Raw genomic sequence first — 22631 nt, 5'->3', positions numbered from 1 at the left:
AGTATGAATTCGTTAAAACGAAAAGGTACTTTCTACACGCTTAAGAGTGATAAAAAGCCACGTAAAGGCTCTGAACCTAAGATTATCCTTACGAGCTTCTTAGGCGTACTTATCCCTTCTGCAATATTGTTGACGCTACCCGTGTTCTCTGTGACAGGTCTAAGCTTTACGGATGCACTGTTTACTGCCACGTCGGCGATCAGTGTGACAGGCTTAGGTGTTGTTGATACCGGTCAGCATTTCACCTTGGCAGGTAAAATCTTACTGATTTTCTTGATGCAAGTCGGCGGGTTAGGGCAGATGACCCTTTCTGCGGTGCTGCTCTATATGTTTGGTGTTCGGCTAAGTTTGAAACAGCAAGCATTAGCGAAAGAAGCATTGGGGCAAGATCGTAAGATTAACCTCCGAAAATTAGTCAAGAAGATCATCATTTTTGCATTGGTGGCGGAATTTATAGGTTTCGTATTGCTCTGTTTTCGTTGGGTTCCTGAAATGGGATGGGCAACAGGGAGCTTTTACGCGTTATTTCACGCGATTTCTGCATTCAATAACGCAGGATTTGCGTTGTTCTCAGACAGTATGGCGAGCTTTGTTGACGATCCACTGGTGATCTTTACCTTAGCAGGCTTGTTCATTTTCGGCGGATTAGGTTTTACGGTCGTGGGCGACCTGTCGACTAACTGGCGGAAAGGCTTCCAACATCTGCATTTACACACCAAGATTATGCTAACGGCGACACCGACGTTATTGGCGGTGGGCACGGTGATGTTTTGGTTATTGGAGAGAAATAACTCAGCGACGATGGAGGGCTTGTCGACACAAGGGCAATGGTTGGCGGCTTTTTTCCAGTCAGCGAGTGCTCGTACTGCTGGTTTTAATAGTGTGGATTTGTCTCAATATACACAACCTGCATTATTGGTGATGATAGTACTGATGTTGATTGGTGCTGGTTCAACTTCCACTGGTGGTGGGATTAAAGTATCGACCTTTGCGGTTGCATTTGTTGCGACTTGGACATTCTTGCGTCAGAAAAAGCATGTAGTGATGTTTAAACGCACTGTGACCTGGCAAGCGGTAACAAAGTCATTGGCCATTATTGTGGTAAGTGGAGCACTGTTAACCACCGCAATGTTTTTGTTAATGCTTACTGAAAAGGCGGCGTTTGATCGAGTGATGTTTGAGGTGATTTCGGCCTTTGCGACGGTCGGACTGACTGCAGGGTTAACCGCAAACCTAACTGAACCTGGGAAATACATCATGATTGTGGTGATGGTGATTGGACGAATCGGACCTTTGACTTTGGCTTACATGTTAGCTCGCCCTGAGCCTTCGTTGTTGAAATACCCAGAAGATACGGTGTTAACGGGTTAATAAGGTTAACAGGCTAAGGTTAACCCTTCTTGTTAGTGCGTTAGAAAAACAAAGCCAGCGAATATGCTGGCTTTGTTTTTTAGAGGTTCAGAGGTTTATAGTCAGTTTCTGAATTCTTAGCCCTCGAATAATCCCACATATTCTTCGTAGCCTTCGTCTGCCAGTTTATCCGCTGGAATAAAGCGCATTGCGGCTGAGTTCATGCAGTAGCGTAAACCTGTTGGCTTTGGACCATCTTTAAATACATGTCCTAGGTGAGAGTCACCAAATTTACTGCGAACCTCTGTTCTCGGGTAAAGCAGCTTGTAGTCTGTAGTCGTTACGACATAAGCCTCGCTGATTGGCTGTGTAAAGCTCGGCCAACCTGTACCTGATTTGTATTTGTCTTTTGAAGAAAACAAAGGCTCACCCGTTACGACATCAACGTAAATACCTTCTTGCTTGTTATCCCAGTATTTGTTGTCAAATGGGCGCTCTGTCGCGTCGTCTTGTGTGACATCGTATTGCAGTGAAGTTAGAGAAGCTTTGATCTCTGCATCAGACGGCTTGCTGTATGTCTTAGTATTGGCTGTCGCATTCTTACCATCGATGATCTGACGGATCGTTTGCGGGTTTTCATTTCTATCATCGCCGAAGACTTTATCTAGGTACTGATCACGACCAGAAGCGTAGCGGTAGTAGTTATAACGAACTTTGCTCTTCTTGTAATAATCTTGGTGGTAATCTTCTGCTGGCCAGAATTTCTCAAACTTAATCAGTTCTGTTTTTAGTGGTTCACCAAAGATCTGAGCCTTGTCGATTTCCATCATGAAGTTCTGAGCGACGTCTTTTTGTTCTTGGTTATGATAGAAAACAGCAGGTCGATATTGTGGACCTCGATCAACGAATGAACCTTTGTCATCAGTTGGGTCGATGTGTCGGAAGAATTGGTCAAGCACCTGTTCATAGCTGACCACATCAGGGTTATAGGTCACATTGATTACTTCGATGTGGCCAGATTTACCCGATGAAACTTGCTTGTAGGTTGGGTTTTCTAATTCACCACCAGAATACCCAGAGATAACGTCTGTCACGCCTGTCAGTTTTTCTAGATCGGATTCTGTACACCAAAAACAACCACCAGCCAGTGTCGCGATTTCAGTTTTACCTGAATTAGTCGTTTTATCCATTGTATTGGCAGTGCCAGTCTGGCTTACAAACAGTGAAATCAGTGGTAGTGCAACCACGAGTGATACCAATATTTTAGATAATTTATTCATAGATACCTCATCTTGACGTTTTTCTCATTCGATTTTGAATGTACGAATAGAGACAGGTTTTAGATGGAAAAAATTACACTATTCATGAAAAAAATATCTCAAATAGAAAATCTTGCTCATAAATGCTGCCAGTAGTAGGGTGTAAGCATTGATATAAAATAATACCAATCACAGTAAGTAAGTGATCATAAATAGCGCAGGAAAAAAACTCGAGAACAAGGCGGAATTTTCCGATAAGTAGTTATTCTACAATCAAAAATTCTAACGAAGTTATCGAGATTTTTAACAAGCTAGGATGACCAGTTATTTACTACGATTGGTATACCAAATAATGATGACGTTTTCGTACATCTAAGGAACAACATGCAAGCAGAAGTTAAATGGGTCGAAGGCTTTAAATTCCTAGGTCACTCTCAATCAGGCCATTCTATTGTTATGGATGGAAGCGGCGGAGCTACAGCGCCAAGCCCTATGGAGATGGTGCTCATGGCCGCTGGTGGTTGTAGCTCTGTTGATGTAGTGGACGGTTTGAAATCTGCGGGTCAAAGCATCACTGGTTGTAATGCAAAGCTAGAAACGACACGTCGTGAAACAGCGCCGAAAATCTTTACTGTGATTAATATTCACTTTGAAGTGTCTGGTGACAACCTTGATCCTGAACAGGTTGCTAAGGTGTGTGCGGATTCATTAGAAAAATACTGTTCTGTATGTCTAATGCTGGGTGCTGGCGTAGAGATGACCCACAGTTGGGAAATCGTCTAGTCTTCTGATAGTACAGCTTGGCGGTAGGCTGATTTTTGCGGCTTACGGCTTATCGCTTACGGTTTATAGGCATAGCCAGACAAAGAAAAGGGCGGAGCACTTTAAAGTGCTCCGCCCTTATTATTTTAACTAAGGTAGAGTGCTATTATTCAGTAGCTTCTACGATAACTTCTTCAACTTTGACTTCTTCTTGGTATTCGAAGCCAGGGATCGTTGCGTCAACACGACGGTTTTGAGCACGGCCTTCAGCTGTATCGTTTGATGCGATTGGATTCTCTTCGCCTTCACCTGACGCTGTAATTCGGTCTGCTTCAATGCCTTGCTCTTCGATGTATGCTGCTACAGCTGCTGCACGCTTCTTAGAGATCATCATGTTGTATTCAGCTGCGCCTGTTGAGTCTGTGTGACCAACAACATCAACTGATGATTGAGGGTGAGCTTTAAGTACTTCAACTAATGGCATTAATGCAATTTTACCATCTGTAGACAGTTCAGTGCTGTTAGTTGCGAACATTTCTTGAGAGTAGCTTTCTGTTTGCGCTTTAGTCACAACGACAGTCGTTTTCTCTTCAACGACAACTGCAGGCTCTGTGATTGGCTCCGATGGCGCTTGAGTTACTGCTACTGCAGAAGTTGTTGCAGCCGCCGCTGATGCTGTTGTGTTGCCAGTACCGAAGTTGTAACTAACACCAACTGACAGTAGGTTCGAGTTCAGGTCTTGAACGTAGTTGTCGTCGAAATCATCAAAATATTGGTATTCAACACGAACTGCCCAATCAGAAGAAAGCTGCTTCTCTAGACCGATGCCAGCAGAAAGAACAACGTCATCTTCGCCACCGTGTGAAATGTAAGCAGGACCTGCTTTAAAGAATACGTCGAATTCTTGTTGTACTGCTAAGCGGTACATTGGAGTTAGCGAGATTGCGATTAGTGGGTCGCTGAACGCAGCTGTTGTGCCGTTCTTTGAAAAGCTTGTCTTGTAGTCGCCAAGGAAGTCCGAGCTTAGCTCAATACCAAACTTGTCACTAAAATTGTAACCAGAGTAGATGCCTGCACCAATTGCATCATCATCACATTTAACCCCATCGACACAGGCGCTATCTAGCCAGCCCATGCCAACTTTTGCGCCAACATAAGTGGTGGCAGCAATAGAAGGAGCTGCCGCCAAGCCCGAAGCAGCGACAACAGCACACATGATTTTAGAAAGTTTTTTCATAATCTTATCCTTGGATTAATTTTATTGTTATCTGAAGTTGGCCTATAAAGCGATAACTTACTGGCTAAGACACTGCGACCGTAAGCAAATCAAGGCGTTGATTCAGGTAGAGCTTTTAAGACACAACTAATATATTGTTAGTCTGATTGCGTATGAGAGTCAATCGGATTGTTAGGGTTTATAGTTGTTGAGGCGCTATTTATAACTTTTTTGTTGAAAAATTGTTGTCTCAAATCTTGGAAACGAAGAAACCTCGTATCATTTTTAGGTGATATGAGGTTTCATTTTGATGACTAAAGAATGTTTGGCTACATAGCCTGAGTTGTAGGGTAGAGCGGAGGTTAAGCTGTTAAGGGCGCTCTCCTGCAATTAAACGTTTTTCAATATCGGTAATGACATCTGGCAGATCTGCAATAGTATCGATCAGGTAGTGCGGGTTTGATTTGTTTAGCTTAACGCTTGCTTTTTCACGTGCAGCTGCAAGTGTTGACTCGTCTGCATCTAAATATTCTTGGTATGTTAAGCCTGCTTCGTTCCCCGATAATACAAGTCCAACTGTCCACATGCCTGCGTTGTGACCTTCATCGATGCCAGGTGCTGCATCATCCACTTTCACACATGCTGAAACGCTGGTTACGCCAAGGTCGATTACGTTTTTAAGTGCCATAAATGGAGCAGGGCGACCACCTTGTGGTAAGTCATCAGTTGCTACTACGTTATCAGGAAGGTAACCGTAATCAGCGGCTGCAGGAATTAAAACATCCATCACTTCTCGCGGATAACCTGAGCAAGAACCGATTTTTACGTTCTTCTCTTTTAAGTTATTCACGACCTCTATTGCATTCAAGATTGGTTCGGCATGGTCGGCTACTTTTGCTTTCTGAAGAGGCATGAATGCCGCGTAGATCGCATCAACGTCTTCACTGGTCATCGAGCGTCCGAATTGAGCATTCCAACGAGCGTCAACGGCAGGGATTCGACCCACCGCTTGGATGTGTTCCCATTTGCCGATACCCATAGGTTCACGTGCTTCTGCTAGGTCGATATCAAAGTCGAAACCTTGCTTGAATGCTTCAACAAAAATACTGGTTGGAGCAAATGAGCCAAAATCAACGATAGTGCCAGCCCAGTCAAAGATAACCGCTTGGATAGGTGATGTCGTGTTCATAGTAGTGTCCTATTTTTTTCTCCCAATTCAGGTAGTTCTGGGAGGTGAATAATTGTTTTAGGTTATTGGTTGCTTGAAATTATTGCTTCAAGGCATGCTTTCAACGGTGGTTCAAAGGTATTCAAAGTCTTTGCTGACTTTGGCTATCGCTTTTTCGAATACAGACAGAGCGACTTCTAGCTCGCTACGGCTGATGATCAATGGTGGGCTCAACTGAATCACGTTACCTTGTGACACCTTAAAGCTCAGGCCATCGTTCAGACATTGATAAAGTACCGCTTCTGCTTCATCGAAAGCTCGGGTCTTAGTGATATGGTCGGTGACCAACTCCACGGCCCAAAGCAGTCCGATACCGCGAACGTCGCCAATAACTGGGTATTTCTCTTTCATTTGGAGCAGTTGTTCACGCACAAATACGCTGTCTGCTTGCACTTTTTTAAGTAGCTTTTCGTGCTCTATCACTTCCATGGTTGCGAGTGCTGCCGCGCAACCAATTGGGCTTTTCTCGTGGGTGTAGTGACCAAGAGATACTTGCGCTGCCGTGTTGTATTTGTCTTTTGTGATCATGGCTGCGATTGGTACTAAGCCGCCGCCAAAGCCTTTACCGATACATAGAATGTCAGGTTCGATATCAAACGCTTGGTGTGTGAACCATTCACCGCTACGACCCATGCCATTTGGGATGTCGTCGATGATTAACATGACGTTGTGTTTGTCACAGATCTCACGAATGCGCTTCCAATAAGCCTTACTTGGCACTTGAACGTCGGTGTTACGAACCGCTTCTGCAATGAAGGCTCCAATACCGCCTTCTTTTTCAATCACGTACTCTAGGTAATCCGCATAATGCACATCACATGCAGTCTCACTCTCACAGCCTGAGTTTTGCCCGCGAAGCGATAAAGAGTCATTAAGCGGGAAAGCACCACGATAAGAGACCGCTGGTGGAATGCGTTCTACGCCAGCCATTAATGGCCCCATGCCTTCGCGGAAACACGCTTCGCCACCTACTGAAATTGCATCGAGTGACGCGCCATGGAATGAGTCCCACAAAGACACTACTTTGAAATTGTTGGTGACATGTCGAGCAAGTTTTAGCGCCATGCCGATCACTGATGTGCCACCGGGAGCAAACAATACGCGATTCAAATCACCACCGCAGATCTGTGTGAGTTTCTCTGCACATTGAACCGCAGTTTCATTGGTAAAGCGACGTGGTGAAAACGGCAATGACGCCATTTGCTGAGTCACCTTATTGATGATGTGTGGGTGGCCATAACCTAGCTGGTGAACATTATTCCCGTGAAAGTCCATGTACTTCTTGCCCGTCACATCTTGAATGTAGATGCCTTCTGCCGCTTCAAGTGTGTCTAGGCAAGGCGTTGACATCGCTTGATGAAGAAATACATCTGAGTCACGTTTTAACATCGCTTGAGTCGCATCATCGTTTAGCGACTCGTTCCATTTTTCGCGTGCTGGCGTGGTGTTCACATCGCCTTCGCTTCGAAAGTGTGTGGCCTTTAGAGTCGGCTCTTGATTGGTCGTCGTCATTATTTGATGTCCCAGTACATAGCGTTTTTCACTGCGCCAATGAGAGCTTCAATGTCTGACGGATACACTTCACCGATGTTACCGATTCGGAAGCAGTCTGCGTTTGAAACCTTGCCCGGGTAAATCACAAACCCTTGCTCTTTCAAACGGTCATAGAATTCCTTGAATTGGTAATCGCTATGAGTTGGAGAATAGAAAGAGGTGATGATAGGTGAATGAAGGTCATCATTAAGCAGTGGTTCAAAGCCAAGAGTTCGCATGCCTGCAACCAATGTGGTTTGGTTGGTTTGGTAGCGACTATGACGAGCTTCGATGCCGCCTTCTTGTTCCAATTCAAGTAGAGCTTGGTAGAAAGCGCGCACTGTATGAGTCGGAGAGGTGAAGCGCCATTTACCATGGTTGCTTTCCATGCAGTGCCACTGGTCAAACAGGTCAAGGCTTAATGAGCGAGCTTGGCCTTTGCACTTCTCGAGATCTGATTGCTTTGCAATAACAAAGCCGAACCCCGGTACACCTTGAATGCACTTGTTTGCTGAGCTGATCATGTAATCGATACCTAAGTCAGCAATATCCATAGGAATACCGCCAAAACTCGACATCGCATCAAGAATGACGGTTTTGTTGTGCTGTTTTGCCAATTTGGCAATCTCTTCGATTGGATTCAACATACCTGTAGTGGTCTCACAATGCACAATCGCAACGTGAGTAATATCTGAATCCATAGCCAATGCCGTTTCCATTTTGTTCAAGTCAGGCTGTGATGTTTCACCTGGGGAAACGACATGGCATGGAATGTTTAAATATTCTGCGATTTGAGCAATACGAGCACCATACGCACCGTTATCAACCACAAGAAGCTTACCGCTGTTAGAGATAACGCTACCGATTGTTGCTTCAACTGAAGCAGTGCCGCTGCCTTGCATTAGTACGCTTGTATAACCCGCCTGCTTAGTCGCCAGAGTAACAAGCTTGCTACGAATCACTTCAACAACGTCTTTGTTGTATTCATCATCCCACGTACACCAATCTTTTAGCATCGCTTGGCGAACGGCTTCAGAAGTAGATAGAGGACCCGGTGTCAGTAGTAGGTATTCGTTTCTCATGTTCAATTCTCGTGATTTATATTTTGGACTATACCAATGTTTTAAGTTACTTTAACAACCAATTTAAACGGCCGTAAATAGCCCAAACGTTATTTTCACAAAAGCTTCATATTCAAATTCGTCACTGGTGTTGAGAAATCTTCCGATCTTGAAACTGCCATTTTTTGTTCATTTAATCGTCATAAAAGTCGATTAGGTTAATACTCGCTATCTGGTACATACCAAATAAAAGTGTGTGCTCACAACCTAAATGAATTTATGGATATAGAAGCCTCTAGATGGAGCTTCTAACTTCTAACCTTGGCATCGGGCCTGACTGGAGAAAATGATGAAAAACCGTTTTATGAAAGGATCACTTGCAGCATTAGTTACTCTATTAGCTGGTAATGCTTATGCAGCACAGGAAGTGACGGTTTACACCGCTTTTGAAACTGACATTTTGGCGAAGTACAAGAACGCATTTGAAAGTGAAAACCCAGACATCAACATCAAGTGGGTACGTGATTCAACTGGGATCATGACGGCAAAATTATTGGCCGAAAAAAACAACCCGCGCGCAGAGGTAGTTTGGGGACTTGCTGGTTCTTCAATGGCACTGCTTAAAGAAGAGGGCATCCTGAAACCTTATACGCCTCAAGGTGTAGAAGCATTACGCGCTAACCTTAACGACCCACAGTCCACTCAAGCTTGGTACGGCAATGATGCATTCTTTAATGCAGTTTGCTTTAACGAAGTGGTGGCTAAGCAATTGAACCTACCGGCACCTAAGTCTTGGGATGACCTAACAAAACCTATCTACAAGGGCCACATTGCTATGCCAAACCCAGCATCTTCTGGTACGGGCTACATGCAGGTTTCGGCTTGGTTACAAAACATGGGTGAAGACCAAGGTTGGAACTACATGCAGAAGCTAGACCAAAACATTGCTCACTACACGCACTCTGGTTCTAAGCCATGTGTTCAAGCGGGCATGGGTGAAGTCGCTATCGGTATTTCTATGGCGAGCCGCGGCGCGAAGCTGAAGACTCAAGGCGCGCCACTTTCTGTGATTACACCGGAAGGTATCGGTTGGGAATCTGAAGCGGTAGGTCTTGTTAAGCCTTCAGATGCAGCACAGCGTGTTATCGATTGGTCTATCTCTAAAGCAGCGAATGAACTTTACATCGAAATGTACCCAGTTGTTGGCCACCAAGATGTCACAGGTAAAGCAGAAAACTTCCCGAACGTAGAGAAGAACATGGCAAAAATGGACTTCGCTCGTATGGGCAGCGAACGTGCAGATGTTCTGAAAACATGGTCTGAGAAGTTTGACGCTAAATCAGAGCCAAAATCTTAATCTGACGATCTATTCAGTTAATTAACTATTTAGTTCATTAGAAGTTAGAAATCAGTAAAGGAAGGCTTCGGTCTTCCTTTTTTAGTTTTACGCCTTTAGGTTTTAAGTAAGGTACAACAAATGACAAAGCACTACTCATATTGGTTCAAGCAAGCGTTGGAACAAGAGTTTGGCAACATCAATGCGGGGCTAGATTCGGCTAAGCCGCTCCAAAAAGACGTCAACTGTGATATCGCCATTGTTGGCGGTGGCTATACGGGTTTATGGACGGCGATTTTAATCAAACAACAGCAACCCGAAAAGCATGTTGTGGTGATTGAAAAAGGTCTATGTGGTAGCGGTGCTTCTGGTGCGAACGGCGGTTGCATGCTGACGTGGTCAACTAAGTATCCGACGCTGAAAAAGCTCTACGGAAAAGAACAAGCGAAATGGTTGGTTAAGGAATCGGAAAAGGTTATATACGAGATCGAAGCCTTCTGTAACGAACACAAGATTGACGCGCATCTATATCGAAGTGGTACTTACTACACGGCGACCAATGAAGCGCAAAAGGGTGGAATGGAGCCTGTTGTTAATGAGCTGATTAAGCAGGGTATTAATAGCTGGAAGAAGTGCGACAATTCTTTGGCTGATAAAGCGGGATCTGATCGCCACATTGAGGGTTACTACTCAGAAGCTGCGGGTAGTGTGCAGCCAGCGTTATTGGCGAGAGGCTTACGCCGCGTTGCGATCGAATTGGGTGTCGAAATTTACGAAAATACAGAGATGACTTCTCTTGATTACGGCTCACCAGTTCGCGTCCAAACTGAGGGTGGGACGATAACTTCCGATAGAGTGATCTTAGCGCTCAATGCATGGATGCTCGATCACTTTAAAGAGTTCAAACGCAGCATAGTGGTTGTCTCTTCCGATATGGTGGTGACCAAGCCTATCCCTGAAAAGCTCAAGCAGTTTGGCCCAGAGAAAGGAGCCGCAGTGGTGGACTCACGTATCTTTGTTCACTACTACCGTGATACTGAAGATGGACGACTCATGTTGGGTAAAGGCGGCAATAAATTCTCGTTTGCGAATCAGGTTGAAAGCATGTTTAACCAAACGACCAACTACCTACCGATTCTTAACCAATCCTTCCAAAAACTGTTCCCTAAATTGGAACAAAGTGAATTCGATTACAACTGGTCGGGCGGTTCAGACCGATCCGTCACCGGATTGCCATTTTTCGGTAATCTCAAAGGCCAAAACAACATCTATTATGGGCTCGGTTACTCAGGTAATGGTGTGGCTCAAACTCGCATGGGAGGGAAAATTTTGTCTTCAATGGTGTTAGGAGATGATAACGAATGGACACGTAGTGGTTTAACTAAAGGCCCGTTAGGACACTTCCCGCCAGAGCCATTCCGTTGGGTAGGTGCCATGATGGTTCGTGATGCGGTACGAAGAAAAGAGAACGCGGAAGATTCCGGTAACACGCCATTGTGGCTTGATAGGCAATTGGCAAAGTTGGCGGGTGCAGCAGGTAAAGCCGACAAGGTTGAATCGTAAACTAATCTAGCGTTTACATTTAGGCTCTCAGTGATTTATGGGCAAGTCATTGAGGGCTTTCTGAATTAACTTTCAAAGCTGAACGAGTAGCAATCTTTAATGCTTATTATTTCTGCAATATAACTGTCATTTAGCTTCTATAAATTTGTCACTCAACTGCAATATTCTCAGTTTAAATTTGGTATATACCATATAGAGAGTGCTGTAGTATGAGCAACCAAACTTATTTGAATATTGAAAACGTTGTAAAGCAATTTGGCCAATTTACAGCGTTAAAAGACATCTCCCTATCGATAGATAAAGGCGAGTTCGTCTGCTTCCTTGGCCCATCTGGTTGTGGAAAAACCACCTTATTACGTGCGATTGCTGGCCTAGATTTACCAACCTCGGGCTCTATTGAGCAGAACGGTAATGATACGACCTTTTTGCCACCAGAAAAGCGTGACTTTGGCATCGTGTTCCAGTCTTATGCTTTGTTTCCAAATCTCACCGTTGAAGAGAACATCGCGATTGGGTTGAAGAACCAAGGGATGTCGACCAAAGAAGCTCTTGAGACGGTTGAATCTTGGTTAGAGACCATCGGCTTACCAACATCTGGTCAAAAGTATCCGAATCAACTGTCTGGCGGACAACAGCAGCGTGTTGCTTTGGCTCGCGCATTGGCCTTGTCTCCAGGTTTGTTGCTACTTGATGAACCGCTGTCTGCATTGGATGCGAAGGTAAGAACACACCTGCGTGACGAGATCTGCCAATTGCAACGCAAGCTGGGTATTACCACAATTATGGTGACGCACGATCAAGATGAAGCTTTAACCATGGCTGACCGAATTGTGGTGATGAACCATGGTGTCATTGAGCAAGTTGGTGCTCCGCAAGAGATCTACCAAAAACCAGTCAGCCGTTTTGTTGCTGAGTTTGTTGGCAGCATGAACTTCATTCAAGCTTCTGTCGCAGCACAAGGCAAGATGCGTATTGCTGAGTCAATGTTACCGTTACCTCGCTTAGATAATCTCACGCCAAAACTTGGTGAGGTTTTTGATATTGCCGTTCGTCCAGAGCAAATCCAATTTGTTGATCGTTTTAGTGAATCCTTACCCGTGAGAATCGTATCAAGCGAATTCTTGGGGGCGTTTTATCGTGTTGAGTGTCAATTGCAACATGACTCAACGGCGAAAGAGATCATCGTTGATGTGTCAGTCAAAGAGTTCAATCGATTGAAACTGCGTCGCAGCGATATTCGTTACGTAGCATTTGATCAAGAAGGCCTTAGAGCTTACTCATCGAAAAGCCTGCAAGTGATGAAAGACGAGGCGGCGTAAATAATCATGGAATCGACTCAAATGATGCAATCTAAGCTGCTAGTTCAACGACGAGTACAGCCTTTTCTTGCTCGGTTAAGTAAAGACAACGTAATCCTATTCGGGCTTCTCGCTTTTTTGTCTGTGGTCATGACGCTATTCATTCTGATGCCACTGTGGGCGATGTTGAAAAAGAGTGTTCAGAACGCAGACGGTGAATTTGTAGGATTACAGAATTTCGCAACGTATTTTGCTTCGCAGAGCCTGTGGCAGTCGGTAGGCAATACGTTTACGCTTGGGCTGTTAGTAACGGTTGTCGTTGGTGTATTAGCTTTTGGTTATGCCTATGCGTTGACTCGTTCATGTATGCCTTTCAAGGGGCTTTTTCAGGTGTTGGGTTCAGCGCCGATTCTTGCTCCGTCATTGCTTCCCGCGATTAGTCTTATCTTCCTGTTTGGTAACCAAGGTATTGCTAAGGAAGTATTAGGGGGTAATTCGGTCTATGGTTTGATTGGCATATCATTGGGCTTGATATTCTGGACGTTTCCACATGCCTTAATGATTTTAACTACTTCATTGAGAACCTCTGACGCTCGTCTTTATGAAGCGGCACGAGCTTTAAACACTTCACCTTTGAAAACCTTCTTTATGGTGACGTTACCAGCAGCAAAGTATGGTTTGATCAGCACTTTGATCGTTGTGTTTACATTGGTAGTTTGTGACTTTGGCGTACCGAAGGTGATTGGTGGTAGTTACAACGTGTTATCGACCGACATATTTAAACAGGTGGTCGGGCAACAGAATTTCTCGATGGGTGCAGTGACCAGTATCATCTTGCTGTTGCCTGCATTATTGGCGTTTACCGTTGATCGCTGGGTTCAAAAGAAGCAGAAGAGCCTATTTGATACTCGCTCTGTCGCGTACCAACCAGAGCCAAGCACTATGCGTGATGGGTTGTGCTTTCTTTATTGCGCCATCATATCGGCGGCTGTAATTATTGTGTTGGGTATGGCGATATACGGGTCAATGGTCACGTTCTGGCCTTGGAACAAGGCGTTAACACTAAATAACTATAATTTTTCTGAGATGAGTACTTACGGTTGGACGCCATTCTTCAACTCTTTAACGCTAGGCGCATGGACAGCAATTGTCGGCACGGTATTGATTTTCTTGGGTGCTTATTGCATTGAGAAAGGCAGAGCATTTGGCCCTATTCGTCAGGCGATGCAGATGCTCAGTGTGGTGCCTATGGCCGTTCCGGGTATGGTGTTGGGCTTGGGTTATATCTTCTACTTCAATGATTTGAGTAATCCACTCAACTTCTTGTACGGCACGATGGCATTCTTGGTGATTAATACGGTGGTCCACTACTACACAGTCGGCCACATGACAGCGTTGACTGCATTAAAACAACTACCTGATGAAATTGAAGCGACCGCAGCCTCAGTGAACTTACCGCAATACAAGCTGTTCTTTAAGGTGACGGTGCCAGTTTGTCTGCCTGCGATTTTAGATATTGCGACATACCTGTTTATTAATGCACTTACCACGACATCTGCGGTAGTATTCTTGTATTCTACCGATACGATACCTGCGTCAGTTTCAGTACTGAATATGGACGATGCAGGGCAAACGGGTGCAGCAGCTGCCATGGCGGTGATGATCATGATATCGGCAGCGAGCGCGAAGTTGATTCATATGTTAATCAATAAGTTATTCGAGAAGCGCACCCAAGCTTGGCGTAAACGCTAGCAAACTATTTTATATTGCAGTTGGCCAAGGAGTGGCTGACGACAAGAACAAGAATAAAAGGAAATGAAGTGCAGTACGTAAAAATCAAAGACGTCATCGTAGAGCAAATAGAGTCGGGGATGTTAACGCCACGACAGAAGCTGCCTGCGGAGCGCAAACTGGCTGAATCGTTTGATACAACACGAGTAACGTTGCGTGAAGCGCTGTCTTCACTTGAAGCTGAAGGGCGTATTTATCGAGAAGACCGCCGTGGTTGGTTTATCTCTCCAGCGCCGCTGCGCTACGATCCAACGCAAACGCTGAACTTCACTAATATGGCTTTGTCGCAGAATCGTAAGCCGAAAACAGAATTAGTGGCAGCGAAAGGGATGTTAGCAACCAAGGAAGCAACTAAGCTTCTTGAGCTGCAACCTTTTTCGGATGTTTATCGAGTGGACAGAGTTCGTTACCTTGAAGACAGGCCAGTTGTGTATGTGACCAACTATATTCGACCTGAGCTGTTCCCTAACTTGCTTGACTACGACTTGTCCAAATCGTTGACGGACATCTACCGAGAGCACTTTGGTGTTGTGTATCAGAAGATCCGTTACCGCGTGAGTACAACGTCTTTGCTTGGCGAAACAGCGCAAGCATTGCGTGCGACTTCGGGTTCTCCGGCTATGGTGGTTGAGCGTGTTAACTACAATCAAGATGGTGATTTGATTGATTGCGATATTGAATATTGGCGCCACGACGCGATCAGTATCGAGTCGATAGCGGAGTTAGAACGTTAAATGTGCTAGTTACTCCTTAGTTTTTATAGATTCATTGGAAAGCCTCTTACTCGGAGGTTTTTTTATCACTTATGTTTAGCCATTCGCTGATCAATTAATAGAACAGGAACGAAATGGAAGTCTCTGCCATTGTTATCGTGATTATTTCAGCTTTGCTGCATGCGGGTTGGAATGTTCTAGGCAAGTCTAATCAAGGATCGGGCTCGTCTTTCTTTCTGGCTTCTGGCTTTGCCGCCGCAGCGATTTTGACGCCATATTTGATTTGGTATGTTTACAGTGTTGGCCTGTTAAATATCTCACTTCCATTTTGGCAACTGGTTTTCTTGAGCGGGATCTGCCAAATCGTCTATTTGATTGGGCTAGGGACTGCCTATAAACAAGCAGACATCGGCGTGATTTACCCAATGGCCCGAGCTCTTCCGGTTCTAATGGTCGGCTTGGGTACAGTGTTGATTGGTTATGAACTGTCGTCTAATGAATGGATTGGGTTCACCTTGATTACCTTGGGCTGTTTGTTTGTCCCGTTGAAGCAATTCTCTGAGTTGAGGCTTAAGGCCTACCTAAACCTTGGCGTGTTGTGGGCGCTCATCGCCGCAATCGGTACCACGGGTTACTCGATTATTGATAAAGAGGCACTTCTATTATTGGAGCCTCTAAGCACGCCTAGTATCACTAACAAGCACACCGCGATTTTCTACCTAGGTATTCAGTTTTGGGCGATTGTGATTCCGCTGAGTGTTTGGTTGCTTGTGTCGAATCAAAGAATCGAATTCCATAACGCTTGGATACTGCGTAAAAGAGCAACACTTGCTGGCATCATGATGGCTTCGACCTATGGCCTAGTATTGTTTGCGATGACCATGACAGAAAACGTCAGCTTAGTTGTTGCACTTAGACAAGTTAGCATCATCTTCGGCGTAGTGATGGGGATCTACTTTTTAAAGGAAAAGTGGCACGTTACACGTGGTGTAGGCGTCATGTTTATCATTGCTGGCTTAGTTATCTCACTGACTTAAAAAGAAATTAAATCCTACCTCCAACCTATAACGTGACTTTTCAGTCGCATTTTTATTATTGATAGCAAACGTTTTACTAATGTTAAAGATGTGATCCTTCTCATAGACAAGGCTGTAAAGTTACCGGTAACATCCATCTCAACGTTACCGGTAACATATAATTACAAACCGGACTCTGTGAAACTCATAAGGATACCCAAATGAAAGCTCTGACTAAAACGCTGATTGCTGCCTCCCTCACTGGTCTATTTGCTACTTCAGCAATGGCTGCTGACTTTAAACTTAAAATTCAATCTTCAGATCCTTCTGGTGACTTGAACTTCAAAGTTCAGCAGAAGTGGGCTGAGCGCGTAGAGACGATGTCTAACGGACGTATTGATATCGATCTTCTGCCTGTAGGCGCTGTGGTTAAGCACACAGAAACGCTAGGCGCGATCAAAATGGGTATCTTAGATGGCCACATCACAGCAACAGGTTACTTCTCTGGTAAAGATCCAGCATTCGGCCTAATTGGTAACATGGTTGGTGCATGGTCAGACACAACGCAACTGCTTCAGTACATGAACTACGGCGGCGGTAACGAGCTAATGACTGAACTGTATAAGCCTTACGGTGTTCAGTTTGTTGGTGCTTCTACGACGGGTGTTGAATCTTTCATTTCTAAAAAGCCAATCGATGGTGTTGCGGATCTTAAAGGATTGAAATTACGTGCGCCTGAAGGCCTAGTTCAACAAGTATTTGCAGCCGCGGGTGCGACTCCAGTAAACCTGCCGGGTTCTGAAGTATTTACTGGCCTGAGCAAAGGCGTAATTGATGCCGCGGACTACACAGTATTTTCAACAAACCAAAAAGCGGGCATGAACGACATTGCTACCCACCCAGTTCAACCGGGCTTCCACTCATTGCCGCTTATCGATATATCTATTTCTCAGAAGAAATGGGACAAGATGCCAGCTGATCTACAAACAATGCTGCAAACATCAGTGCGTGACTTCTCTTACGACATGACGACTCAGCTGAAAATGGCTGACCAAGCGGCATTGAAAGAAGCTCAAGCGAACCCAGAAATCACTATCCACGACTGGTCTCAAGAAGAGCGTAAGAAGTTCCGTGAAATCGCGAAAGGCCAATGGAAAGTATTTGCAGAGCGTTCTGATAATGCAGGGAAAGTTTACACCTCAGTGACTGTGTTCCTAGAAGAAAACGGCTTACTGTAATTTAAACTTAGTTTACTGACGGGGGAGGGCATTGCTCTCCCGTATTCTCCCAGGATATTTGGCCCATGACAGACAAAACTCCCCATGCCCCAGCTGAAAACGACGAGCAACCAAGAAATGCGCTTGATCGTTTTGTTATAAAGTTCAGTAATCTCGTTAGCTGGTTGTTTATTTTTACTGTATTGATTTCATTTTATGAAGTTGTGATGCGTTACGCATTCGATGCCCCGACCACATGGGTACATGAAACAGCTTCTTTCATCGGTGGTTCTTTATTCATTATTGGTGGTATCTACGCGTTTGCCGCGAATAAGCATGTACGTGTAGTTCTTATCTACGATTCAGTGTCTAACCAAGCACGTAAATATCTTAATCTCGTTCACCATATTGTGGGTTTGGCCTTTGCCGGCATGCTCGCTTATGCGGCTTACTTCACCGCAGAGGAAGCATGGTTTGCGCCATGGGGTGAATTCCGTCTTGAAACATCAGGCTCAGTATTAAACGCGCCTTATCCTGCGCTGCTGAAAGGCCTGATTTTTGTCGTTTTGTGTGTTCTTGTTGTCCAGTTTGTATTGCACCTAATCCAAGAGTTGATGGGTCTAAGGAAGAATGACGATGTTTGATTTATCTTCTATTGGTATCGCATGGGGCAGCTTGCTCATGCTGGTTATGATGATTGGCTTGCTACTGACCGGTATGCAGCTAGCGTTCGTAACAGGCTTTGTCGCGATTTTCTTCACTTTATGCTGGTTTGGCCCTGATGCCTTGCCTTTGATCGCAAGCCGTACCTACAGTTTTGCTTCTGGTTATGTGTTCTTAGCAGTACCGATGTTCGTTTTGATGGCGGCTTTATTAGACCGTTCGGGGATTGCGCGTGACCTGTTTGATGCAATGAAATCTGTCGGCCGTAAAGTTCGTGGTGGTGTTGCAGTTCAAACGCTATTAGTTGCGGTTCTATTGGCTTCCATGTCCGGTGTTATCGGTGGTGAAACGGTACTACTAGGTATTCTTGCACTGCCACAAATGCTTCGTTTAGGTTACGACCGTAAGCTTGCTATCGGTACAACCTGTGCGGGTGGCGCACTTGGTACCATGCTTCCACCAAGTATCGTACTGATCATCTACGGTATGACAGCCAGCGTATCGATTGGCGACCTGTTTAAAGCTTCTTTCTTGCCAGCGTTTATCCTTGCAGGTTGTTACATCGGCTACGTATTGATTCGCTGTAAGCTGAACCCTTCTCTTGCGCCAATTCCAAGTGATGATGAGACAGAAGAAGACATCGCAAATCAGCCTAGTTACTTCAAAGCTCTGTTCTTCCCATTGCTTTCTGTTGCAACGGTTTTGGGCAGTATCTACACAGGTATCGCTTCAGTAACAGAAGCGTCTGCTTTAGGCGTGGTTGGTATCATGATCAGTGCGCTAATCCGTGGTGAACTGAACTTCAACATGTTGAAAGAGAGTGCCATCGCAACCATGCGTACTTGCGGCATGATCATGTGGATTGGTATCAGTGCAAGCGCATTGGTTGGTATCTACAACCTGATGGGCGGTATTGATTTTGTTGAAGAAACCATCCTTGCGCTCAGTGGCGGTAACGCGACAGTAACGCTATTAATCATGATGGCTATCTTGTTGGTACTAGGCATGTTCCTTGACTGGGTAGGTGTGGCACTTCTAACAATGCCAATCTTCGTTCCAATCATTACTGGCCTTGGGTTCGACCCAGTTTGGTTCGGCGTTGTGTTCTGTCTAAACATGCAGGTGTCGTTCTTGTCACCACCATTTGGTCCAGCGGCTTTCTACCTGAAATCGGTAGCACCAAAAGACATCAGCTTAGGTGAGATTTTCTCTTCACTACTGCCGTTCATTGCACTTCAAGTATTGGTGCTGGCACTGGTTATTATCTTTCCTCAGCTCGCGCTTTGGTGGCAATAACAGCAAAGGTTCCAGAGCGAGTTTAACGTTCAGGAACCTATCAACAGCAACACAAGTTTAACTATTAGATTCGATTGTCAGCCCCTGTTTTGGTTGGGGCTTAGGGAAGACTTGCCTTATGAAAAGCAAAAAAATACTCGTGATGGGCGTATCTGGATGCGGGAAAAGCCTAATTGGTAGCCGTATCGCACAGGCTTTAGAGCTTCAATTCTTTGATGGCGATGACTTCCATCCGCAAAGCAACGTAGAAAAAATGCGTCAAGGTATTCCGCTGACTGACGAAGATCGTCAAGGATGGCTAGAAACACTGAATAAGCAATATATCGAACAGCCAAGTGCTGTGATTGCTTGTTCTGCATTGAAACCTCAATATCGCGACATTCTACGAAAGAATAATGAAGGTTTAGTTATCGTGTACCTACAGGGTAGCTTCGACACCATTTGGAACCGCCATAAAGCGCGCGAGAACCATTACTTCAATGGTCAAGAAATGTTGAAAAGCCAGTTCGCAACCTTGGTTGAACCGAATGAAGCCGATGCGTTGTTTGTTGATATCTCACAAGATGTCGAACAGGTAGTAGAAAGTGCACTCAAACAAATTAAGCAGATAGGCTAAACCATGACTCAGTTAAAAAACGACATTGCGATGATTGGTTTAGGCGTTATGGGCAAAAGCCTTGCATTCAACTTACTGGATAACGGCTTTAACGTTGCTGGCTTTGATTTGAATACAGACAACATTGATCGCGCCAGTTCAGAAGCGAAGCAGCTTAATGAATCGTTTACTGGTAAAGGTCAGTTCACTAAAGGCACTAGCCTTGAGCATGTGTTGCAAGGGCTAGCTAAGCCGCGTGTAATCGCTTTGTCGGTTCCTGCAGGAAAGCCTGTCGATATCGTAGTGAGTAATTTGCTAGAAGCCGGTTTAGAGAGCGACGATATTGTTATCGATACAGGCAACAGTTTATGGACTGACACAGAAGCCCGCGAAGCTAACTATAAAGGCAAGCTTCGTTTCTTCAGCACTGCTGTATCTGGTGGTGAAGAAGGGGCTCGTGTTGGCCCGGCGCTCATGGCCAGTGGCGACCAATCAGCTTGGCAGTATGTGAAGCCGATGTGGGAAGCTATTGCTGCAAAAGTGGATGCTAATGGACTACCGGTTGCTCAGTTTGAAGCGGGTGAAGCATGCGCGGCGTATGTTGGACCTTCGGGTACTGGGCATTACGTTAAGATGGTTCACAATGGTATTGAGTATGCCGACATGCAGCTTATCTGCGAAGTGTATCAGTTCATGCGTGATGTACTTGAAATGCCAGCTCAAGAGATTGGCCAAGTTTTCGAACAGTGGAACAACGGTGTACTTAATAGTTACCTAATGGAAATCAGCGCCGATATTCTTCAACAAGAAGATTTGGCGACGGGTAAGCCATTTGTTGATGTTGTGCTTGATAAGGCTGGCCAGAAAGGCACAGGCTTATGGACAGCAGTTAACAGTCTTCAGGAAGGCTGCCCAACTCCAACCATTGCACAGGCGGTTTATGCACGTGCGATGAGCGGTCAAAAATCACAACGTATTCAAGGGAGCAAACTGCTAAAAGGCAATGTTGCCGATGCGAGTCAGTTGGATAAAACAGAGGTTATTTCTGAGCTTCATGATGCTTTGTATTGCGCCAAGTTGTCTGTTTATGCGCAAGGTTTTGATTTGTTGAAAACAGCGTCAGACAAAGAGGAGTGGAATCTCGACTTTACTCAGATAGCTAAGATCTGGCGAGCAGGTTGTATTATTCGTGCAGCATTCTTACAAGGTATAACATCGGCTTATCAACAAAATGGTGAGCTGGCGAACCTGTTGTTTGACGAGGTTTTCATCAAACAAGTGGAAGAGCGTGAGCTTGCTTGGCGTATCGCCGTTGCTAACTCAGCTTTGTATGGTGTGCCGATGCCGGGGATCAGTTCAGCATTAAGCTACTTTGATTCTCTGCGCTGTGAAGTGTTACCAGCGAATCTATTGCAAGCGCAACGTGACTATTTTGGCTCACATACCTATTCACGAGTCGATAGAGATGAAGCTGAAAAGTTTCACGTGACTTGGAGTCAGTCTCCGAGAACTGAAGTAAAAGTAAACGCTTAAACAATCAATAACGCCCTCAACAAGAGGGCGTTTGTAATTTTGACGCTGTATCAATATTTTACTAAATTAGGCTTCAAATTCCACGTCAGTCGGATACACTGTTACCAGTAACATAACTCAAAAATAATAATTACTAATTATGTCGAATAAGAAAAAACGTCCAACATTACAAGATGTTGCCAACTTAGTTGGTGTCACCAAAATGACCGTCAGTCGCTGCCTGAGAGACTCTTCTCAAGTATCAGAAGCACTGCGAGATAAGATCAGCGCTGCAGTAGACGAGCTAGGTTATATCCCTAACCGCGCACCAGACATTCTTTCCAACGCAAAAAGCAATGCGATTGGTGTTTTGGTCCCCTCGTTAACTAACCAAGTTTTTGCTGAAGTTATTCGTGGTATTGAGCAAGTCACCGCGCCTGCGGGTTACCAAACCATGATTGCTCACTATGGCTATAGCGCAGAACTGGAAGAGCAGAGCATCGCTTCGCTGCTTTCTTACAACGTTGACGCGATTATCCTTTCAGAAAACGTGCACACTGATAGAGCGCGTAAGATGCTGCAGACTGTTTCTATACCAGTGATTGAGATTATGGATTCGGTATCGCCAAGAATTGAACAAGCCGTCGGCTTTGATAACTTCGAAGCGGCACGAGCGATGACCAAAACTATGCTCGACCGAGGGCGTACCAATATCGCTTACTTAGCGGCACGTATGGATGAGCGTACGCGCTTGAAAATGGCAGGCTATGAGCATGCGATGCAAGAAGCCGACAAAACGCCAGTAACGCTGCAAACGGAAGACGCTTCCTCGTTTACTCTTGGTGCCAAACTGATTGGCGAGTTACTTGAGAAGCACCCTGAAGTGAATGGCATTTTTTGTACTAACGATGATTTGGCCATTGGTGCTTTTTACGAATGTGTACGACGTGGTATTCAAGTACCAGAGAAGATGGCGATTGCAGGCTTCCACGGACACGACATTACGGTGGCGATGACGCCGCGTTTAGCGACTGTCGTAACACCTAGGGAGCAGATCGGTAAAGTCGCTGCAGAGCAAGTTGTAGCGCGTTTACAAGGCAACAATGAATGGGTGGCGAAGCTGGATCTTGGTTATGAGATTGAAGTAGGTGAGAGTATTTAATCTTACATTTCAGCTTTGCTCTTTATCGGATTCAAACTAAAACGCCCTTAACGATAGTGA

19 protein-coding genes are annotated in these 22631 nt (G+C 45.0%); 14 read left to right on the top strand and 5 right to left on the bottom strand.

From position 1 onward, the window contains the following. Positions 1 to 3: 3 nt before the first annotated feature. Positions 4 to 1371, top strand: coding sequence for a TrkH family potassium uptake protein (locus tag L3V33_RS03990; RefSeq protein WP_237289223.1), 1368 nt, complete (start codon positions 4 to 6; stop codon positions 1369 to 1371). A gap of 116 nt (positions 1372 to 1487) precedes the next feature. Here the strand turns inward: L3V33_RS03990 and msrB are convergent, their stop codons facing one another. Further along, positions 1488 to 2630, bottom strand: a complete 1143-nt coding sequence (gene msrB, locus L3V33_RS03985) for a peptide-methionine (R)-S-oxide reductase MsrB (RefSeq protein ID WP_237289221.1) — start codon at positions 2628 to 2630, stop codon at positions 1488 to 1490. A gap of 363 nt (positions 2631 to 2993) precedes the next feature. Here msrB and L3V33_RS03980 point away from each other — a divergent pair, with 363 nt between their 5' ends. After that, positions 2994 to 3392, top strand: coding sequence for an OsmC family protein (locus L3V33_RS03980; RefSeq protein WP_114635540.1), 399 nt, complete (start codon positions 2994 to 2996; stop codon positions 3390 to 3392). Positions 3393 to 3537: 145 nt separating this feature from the next. On the opposite strand, the gene L3V33_RS03975 is transcribed toward L3V33_RS03980, so the two are convergent. The 4 genes from L3V33_RS03975 to phnW form a co-directional block, all read right to left on the bottom strand. Continuing rightward, a complete protein-coding gene (locus L3V33_RS03975) occupies positions 3538 to 4608 on the bottom strand; it encodes an OmpA family protein (RefSeq protein WP_146456157.1) in 1071 nt (356 codons plus the stop codon). 349 nt (positions 4609 to 4957) lie between these two features. Next, positions 4958 to 5776 carry a phosphonoacetaldehyde hydrolase gene (phnX, locus tag L3V33_RS03970; RefSeq protein WP_237289219.1) on the bottom strand — a complete coding sequence of 273 codons (819 nt, stop codon included), beginning with the start codon at positions 5774 to 5776 and terminating at the stop codon, positions 4958 to 4960. A 111-nt stretch (positions 5777 to 5887) separates the two neighbouring features. After that, complete coding sequence (locus tag L3V33_RS03965; RefSeq protein ID WP_237289217.1) at positions 5888 to 7327, bottom strand: aspartate aminotransferase family protein; 1440 nt, start codon at positions 7325 to 7327, stop codon at positions 5888 to 5890. Next, positions 7327 to 8430, bottom strand: a complete 1104-nt coding sequence (phnW, locus tag L3V33_RS03960; RefSeq protein WP_237289207.1) for a 2-aminoethylphosphonate--pyruvate transaminase — start codon at positions 8428 to 8430, stop codon at positions 7327 to 7329. Before phnW ends, L3V33_RS03965 begins: the two co-directional genes overlap by 1 nt. A 325-nt stretch (positions 8431 to 8755) precedes the next feature. Between phnW and L3V33_RS03955 the strand changes: the two genes are divergently transcribed. The 12 genes from L3V33_RS03955 to gntR all read left to right on the top strand — a co-directional run bounded on the left by L3V33_RS03955 (position 8756) and on the right by gntR (position 22571). Further along, positions 8756 to 9766, top strand: coding sequence for a putative 2-aminoethylphosphonate ABC transporter substrate-binding protein (locus tag L3V33_RS03955; protein ID WP_017104203.1), 1011 nt, complete (start codon positions 8756 to 8758; stop codon positions 9764 to 9766). Positions 9767 to 9886: 120 nt separating this feature from the next. After that, on the top strand, positions 9887 to 11308 hold the full coding sequence (locus L3V33_RS03950; RefSeq protein ID WP_171315716.1) for an FAD-dependent oxidoreductase: 1422 nt from the start codon (positions 9887 to 9889) through the stop codon (positions 11306 to 11308). A gap of 209 nt (positions 11309 to 11517) precedes the next feature. Then, on the top strand, positions 11518 to 12627 hold the full coding sequence (locus L3V33_RS03945) for a putative 2-aminoethylphosphonate ABC transporter ATP-binding protein (protein WP_154723729.1): 1110 nt from the start codon (positions 11518 to 11520) through the stop codon (positions 12625 to 12627). Positions 12628 to 12633: 6 nt separating this feature from the next. Continuing rightward, entirely contained in the window at positions 12634 to 14358 is a 1725-nt protein-coding gene (locus tag L3V33_RS03940; protein WP_171315718.1) for a putative 2-aminoethylphosphonate ABC transporter permease subunit, read from the top strand. 68 nt (positions 14359 to 14426) lie between these two features. Then, entirely contained in the window at positions 14427 to 15131 is a 705-nt protein-coding gene (phnR, locus tag L3V33_RS03935) for a phosphonate utilization transcriptional regulator PhnR (protein ID WP_171315720.1), read from the top strand. Between the two features lie 113 nt (positions 15132 to 15244). Then, a complete protein-coding gene (locus L3V33_RS03930; protein WP_237289204.1) occupies positions 15245 to 16147 on the top strand; it encodes a multidrug transporter in 903 nt (300 codons plus the stop codon). A gap of 200 nt (positions 16148 to 16347) precedes the next feature. Next, entirely contained in the window at positions 16348 to 17364 is a 1017-nt protein-coding gene (locus tag L3V33_RS03925; protein WP_009845626.1) for a TRAP transporter substrate-binding protein, read from the top strand. A gap of 65 nt (positions 17365 to 17429) precedes the next feature. Further along, a complete protein-coding gene (locus tag L3V33_RS03920; RefSeq protein ID WP_017082453.1) occupies positions 17430 to 17987 on the top strand; it encodes a TRAP transporter small permease subunit in 558 nt (185 codons plus the stop codon). After that, positions 17980 to 19302: a TRAP transporter large permease subunit gene (locus L3V33_RS03915; protein WP_237289202.1), complete on the top strand. Its 1323-nt coding sequence runs from the start codon at positions 17980 to 17982 to the stop codon at positions 19300 to 19302. The genes L3V33_RS03920 and L3V33_RS03915 overlap by 8 nt, the downstream gene beginning before the upstream one ends. Positions 19303 to 19420: 118 nt before the next feature. Continuing rightward, positions 19421 to 19918, top strand: a complete 498-nt coding sequence (locus L3V33_RS03910) for a gluconokinase (RefSeq protein ID WP_017059513.1) — start codon at positions 19421 to 19423, stop codon at positions 19916 to 19918. Positions 19919 to 19921: 3 nt separating this feature from the next. After that, positions 19922 to 21430, top strand: coding sequence for an NADP-dependent phosphogluconate dehydrogenase (gndA, locus tag L3V33_RS03905; protein ID WP_237289201.1), 1509 nt, complete (start codon positions 19922 to 19924; stop codon positions 21428 to 21430). A gap of 139 nt (positions 21431 to 21569) precedes the next feature. Beyond that, complete coding sequence (gene gntR / locus L3V33_RS03900; protein WP_154723734.1) at positions 21570 to 22571, top strand: gluconate operon transcriptional repressor GntR; 1002 nt, start codon at positions 21570 to 21572, stop codon at positions 22569 to 22571. Positions 22572 to 22631: the final 60 nt, after the last annotated feature.

The sequence above is a fragment of the Vibrio sp. A2-1 genome, assembly GCF_021728355.1.
GTDB lineage: Bacteria > Pseudomonadota > Gammaproteobacteria > Enterobacterales > Vibrionaceae > Vibrio > Vibrio splendidus_K.
Note: the sequence above shows the minus strand (reverse complement) of the source record. Positions and strands in the feature narration are given on the sequence as shown.

Bases quoted from the DNA above. Each gene is read 5' to 3' on its own strand.
- L3V33_RS03990 (WP_237289223.1), top strand. From the start codon at position 4: ATGAATTCGTTAAAACGAAAAGGTACTTTCTACACGCTTAAGAGTGAT.
- msrB (WP_237289221.1), bottom strand. From the start codon at position 2,630: ATGAATAAATTATCTAAAATATTGGTATCACTCGTGGTTGCACTACCA.
- L3V33_RS03980 (WP_114635540.1), top strand. From the start codon at position 2,994: ATGCAAGCAGAAGTTAAATGGGTCGAAGGCTTTAAATTCCTAGGTCAC.
- L3V33_RS03975 (WP_146456157.1), bottom strand. From the start codon at position 4,608: ATGAAAAAACTTTCTAAAATCATGTGTGCTGTTGTCGCTGCTTCGGGC.
- phnX (WP_237289219.1), bottom strand. From the start codon at position 5,776: ATGAACACGACATCACCTATCCAAGCGGTTATCTTTGACTGGGCTGGC.
- L3V33_RS03965 (WP_237289217.1), bottom strand. From the start codon at position 7,327: ATGACGACGACCAATCAAGAGCCGACTCTAAAGGCCACACACTTTCGA.
- phnW (WP_237289207.1), bottom strand. From the start codon at position 8,430: ATGAGAAACGAATACCTACTACTGACACCGGGTCCTCTATCTACTTCT.
- L3V33_RS03955 (WP_017104203.1), top strand. From the start codon at position 8,756: ATGATGAAAAACCGTTTTATGAAAGGATCACTTGCAGCATTAGTTACT.
- L3V33_RS03950 (WP_171315716.1), top strand. From the start codon at position 9,887: ATGACAAAGCACTACTCATATTGGTTCAAGCAAGCGTTGGAACAAGAG.
- L3V33_RS03945 (WP_154723729.1), top strand. From the start codon at position 11,518: ATGAGCAACCAAACTTATTTGAATATTGAAAACGTTGTAAAGCAATTT.
- L3V33_RS03940 (WP_171315718.1), top strand. From the start codon at position 12,634: ATGGAATCGACTCAAATGATGCAATCTAAGCTGCTAGTTCAACGACGA.
- L3V33_RS03930 (WP_237289204.1), top strand. From the start codon at position 15,245: ATGGAAGTCTCTGCCATTGTTATCGTGATTATTTCAGCTTTGCTGCAT.
- L3V33_RS03925 (WP_009845626.1), top strand. From the start codon at position 16,348: ATGAAAGCTCTGACTAAAACGCTGATTGCTGCCTCCCTCACTGGTCTA.
- L3V33_RS03920 (WP_017082453.1), top strand. From the start codon at position 17,430: ATGACAGACAAAACTCCCCATGCCCCAGCTGAAAACGACGAGCAACCA.
- L3V33_RS03915 (WP_237289202.1), top strand. From the start codon at position 17,980: ATGTTTGATTTATCTTCTATTGGTATCGCATGGGGCAGCTTGCTCATG.
- L3V33_RS03910 (WP_017059513.1), top strand. From the start codon at position 19,421: ATGAAAAGCAAAAAAATACTCGTGATGGGCGTATCTGGATGCGGGAAA.
- gndA (WP_237289201.1), top strand. From the start codon at position 19,922: ATGACTCAGTTAAAAAACGACATTGCGATGATTGGTTTAGGCGTTATG.
- gntR (WP_154723734.1), top strand. From the start codon at position 21,570: ATGTCGAATAAGAAAAAACGTCCAACATTACAAGATGTTGCCAACTTA.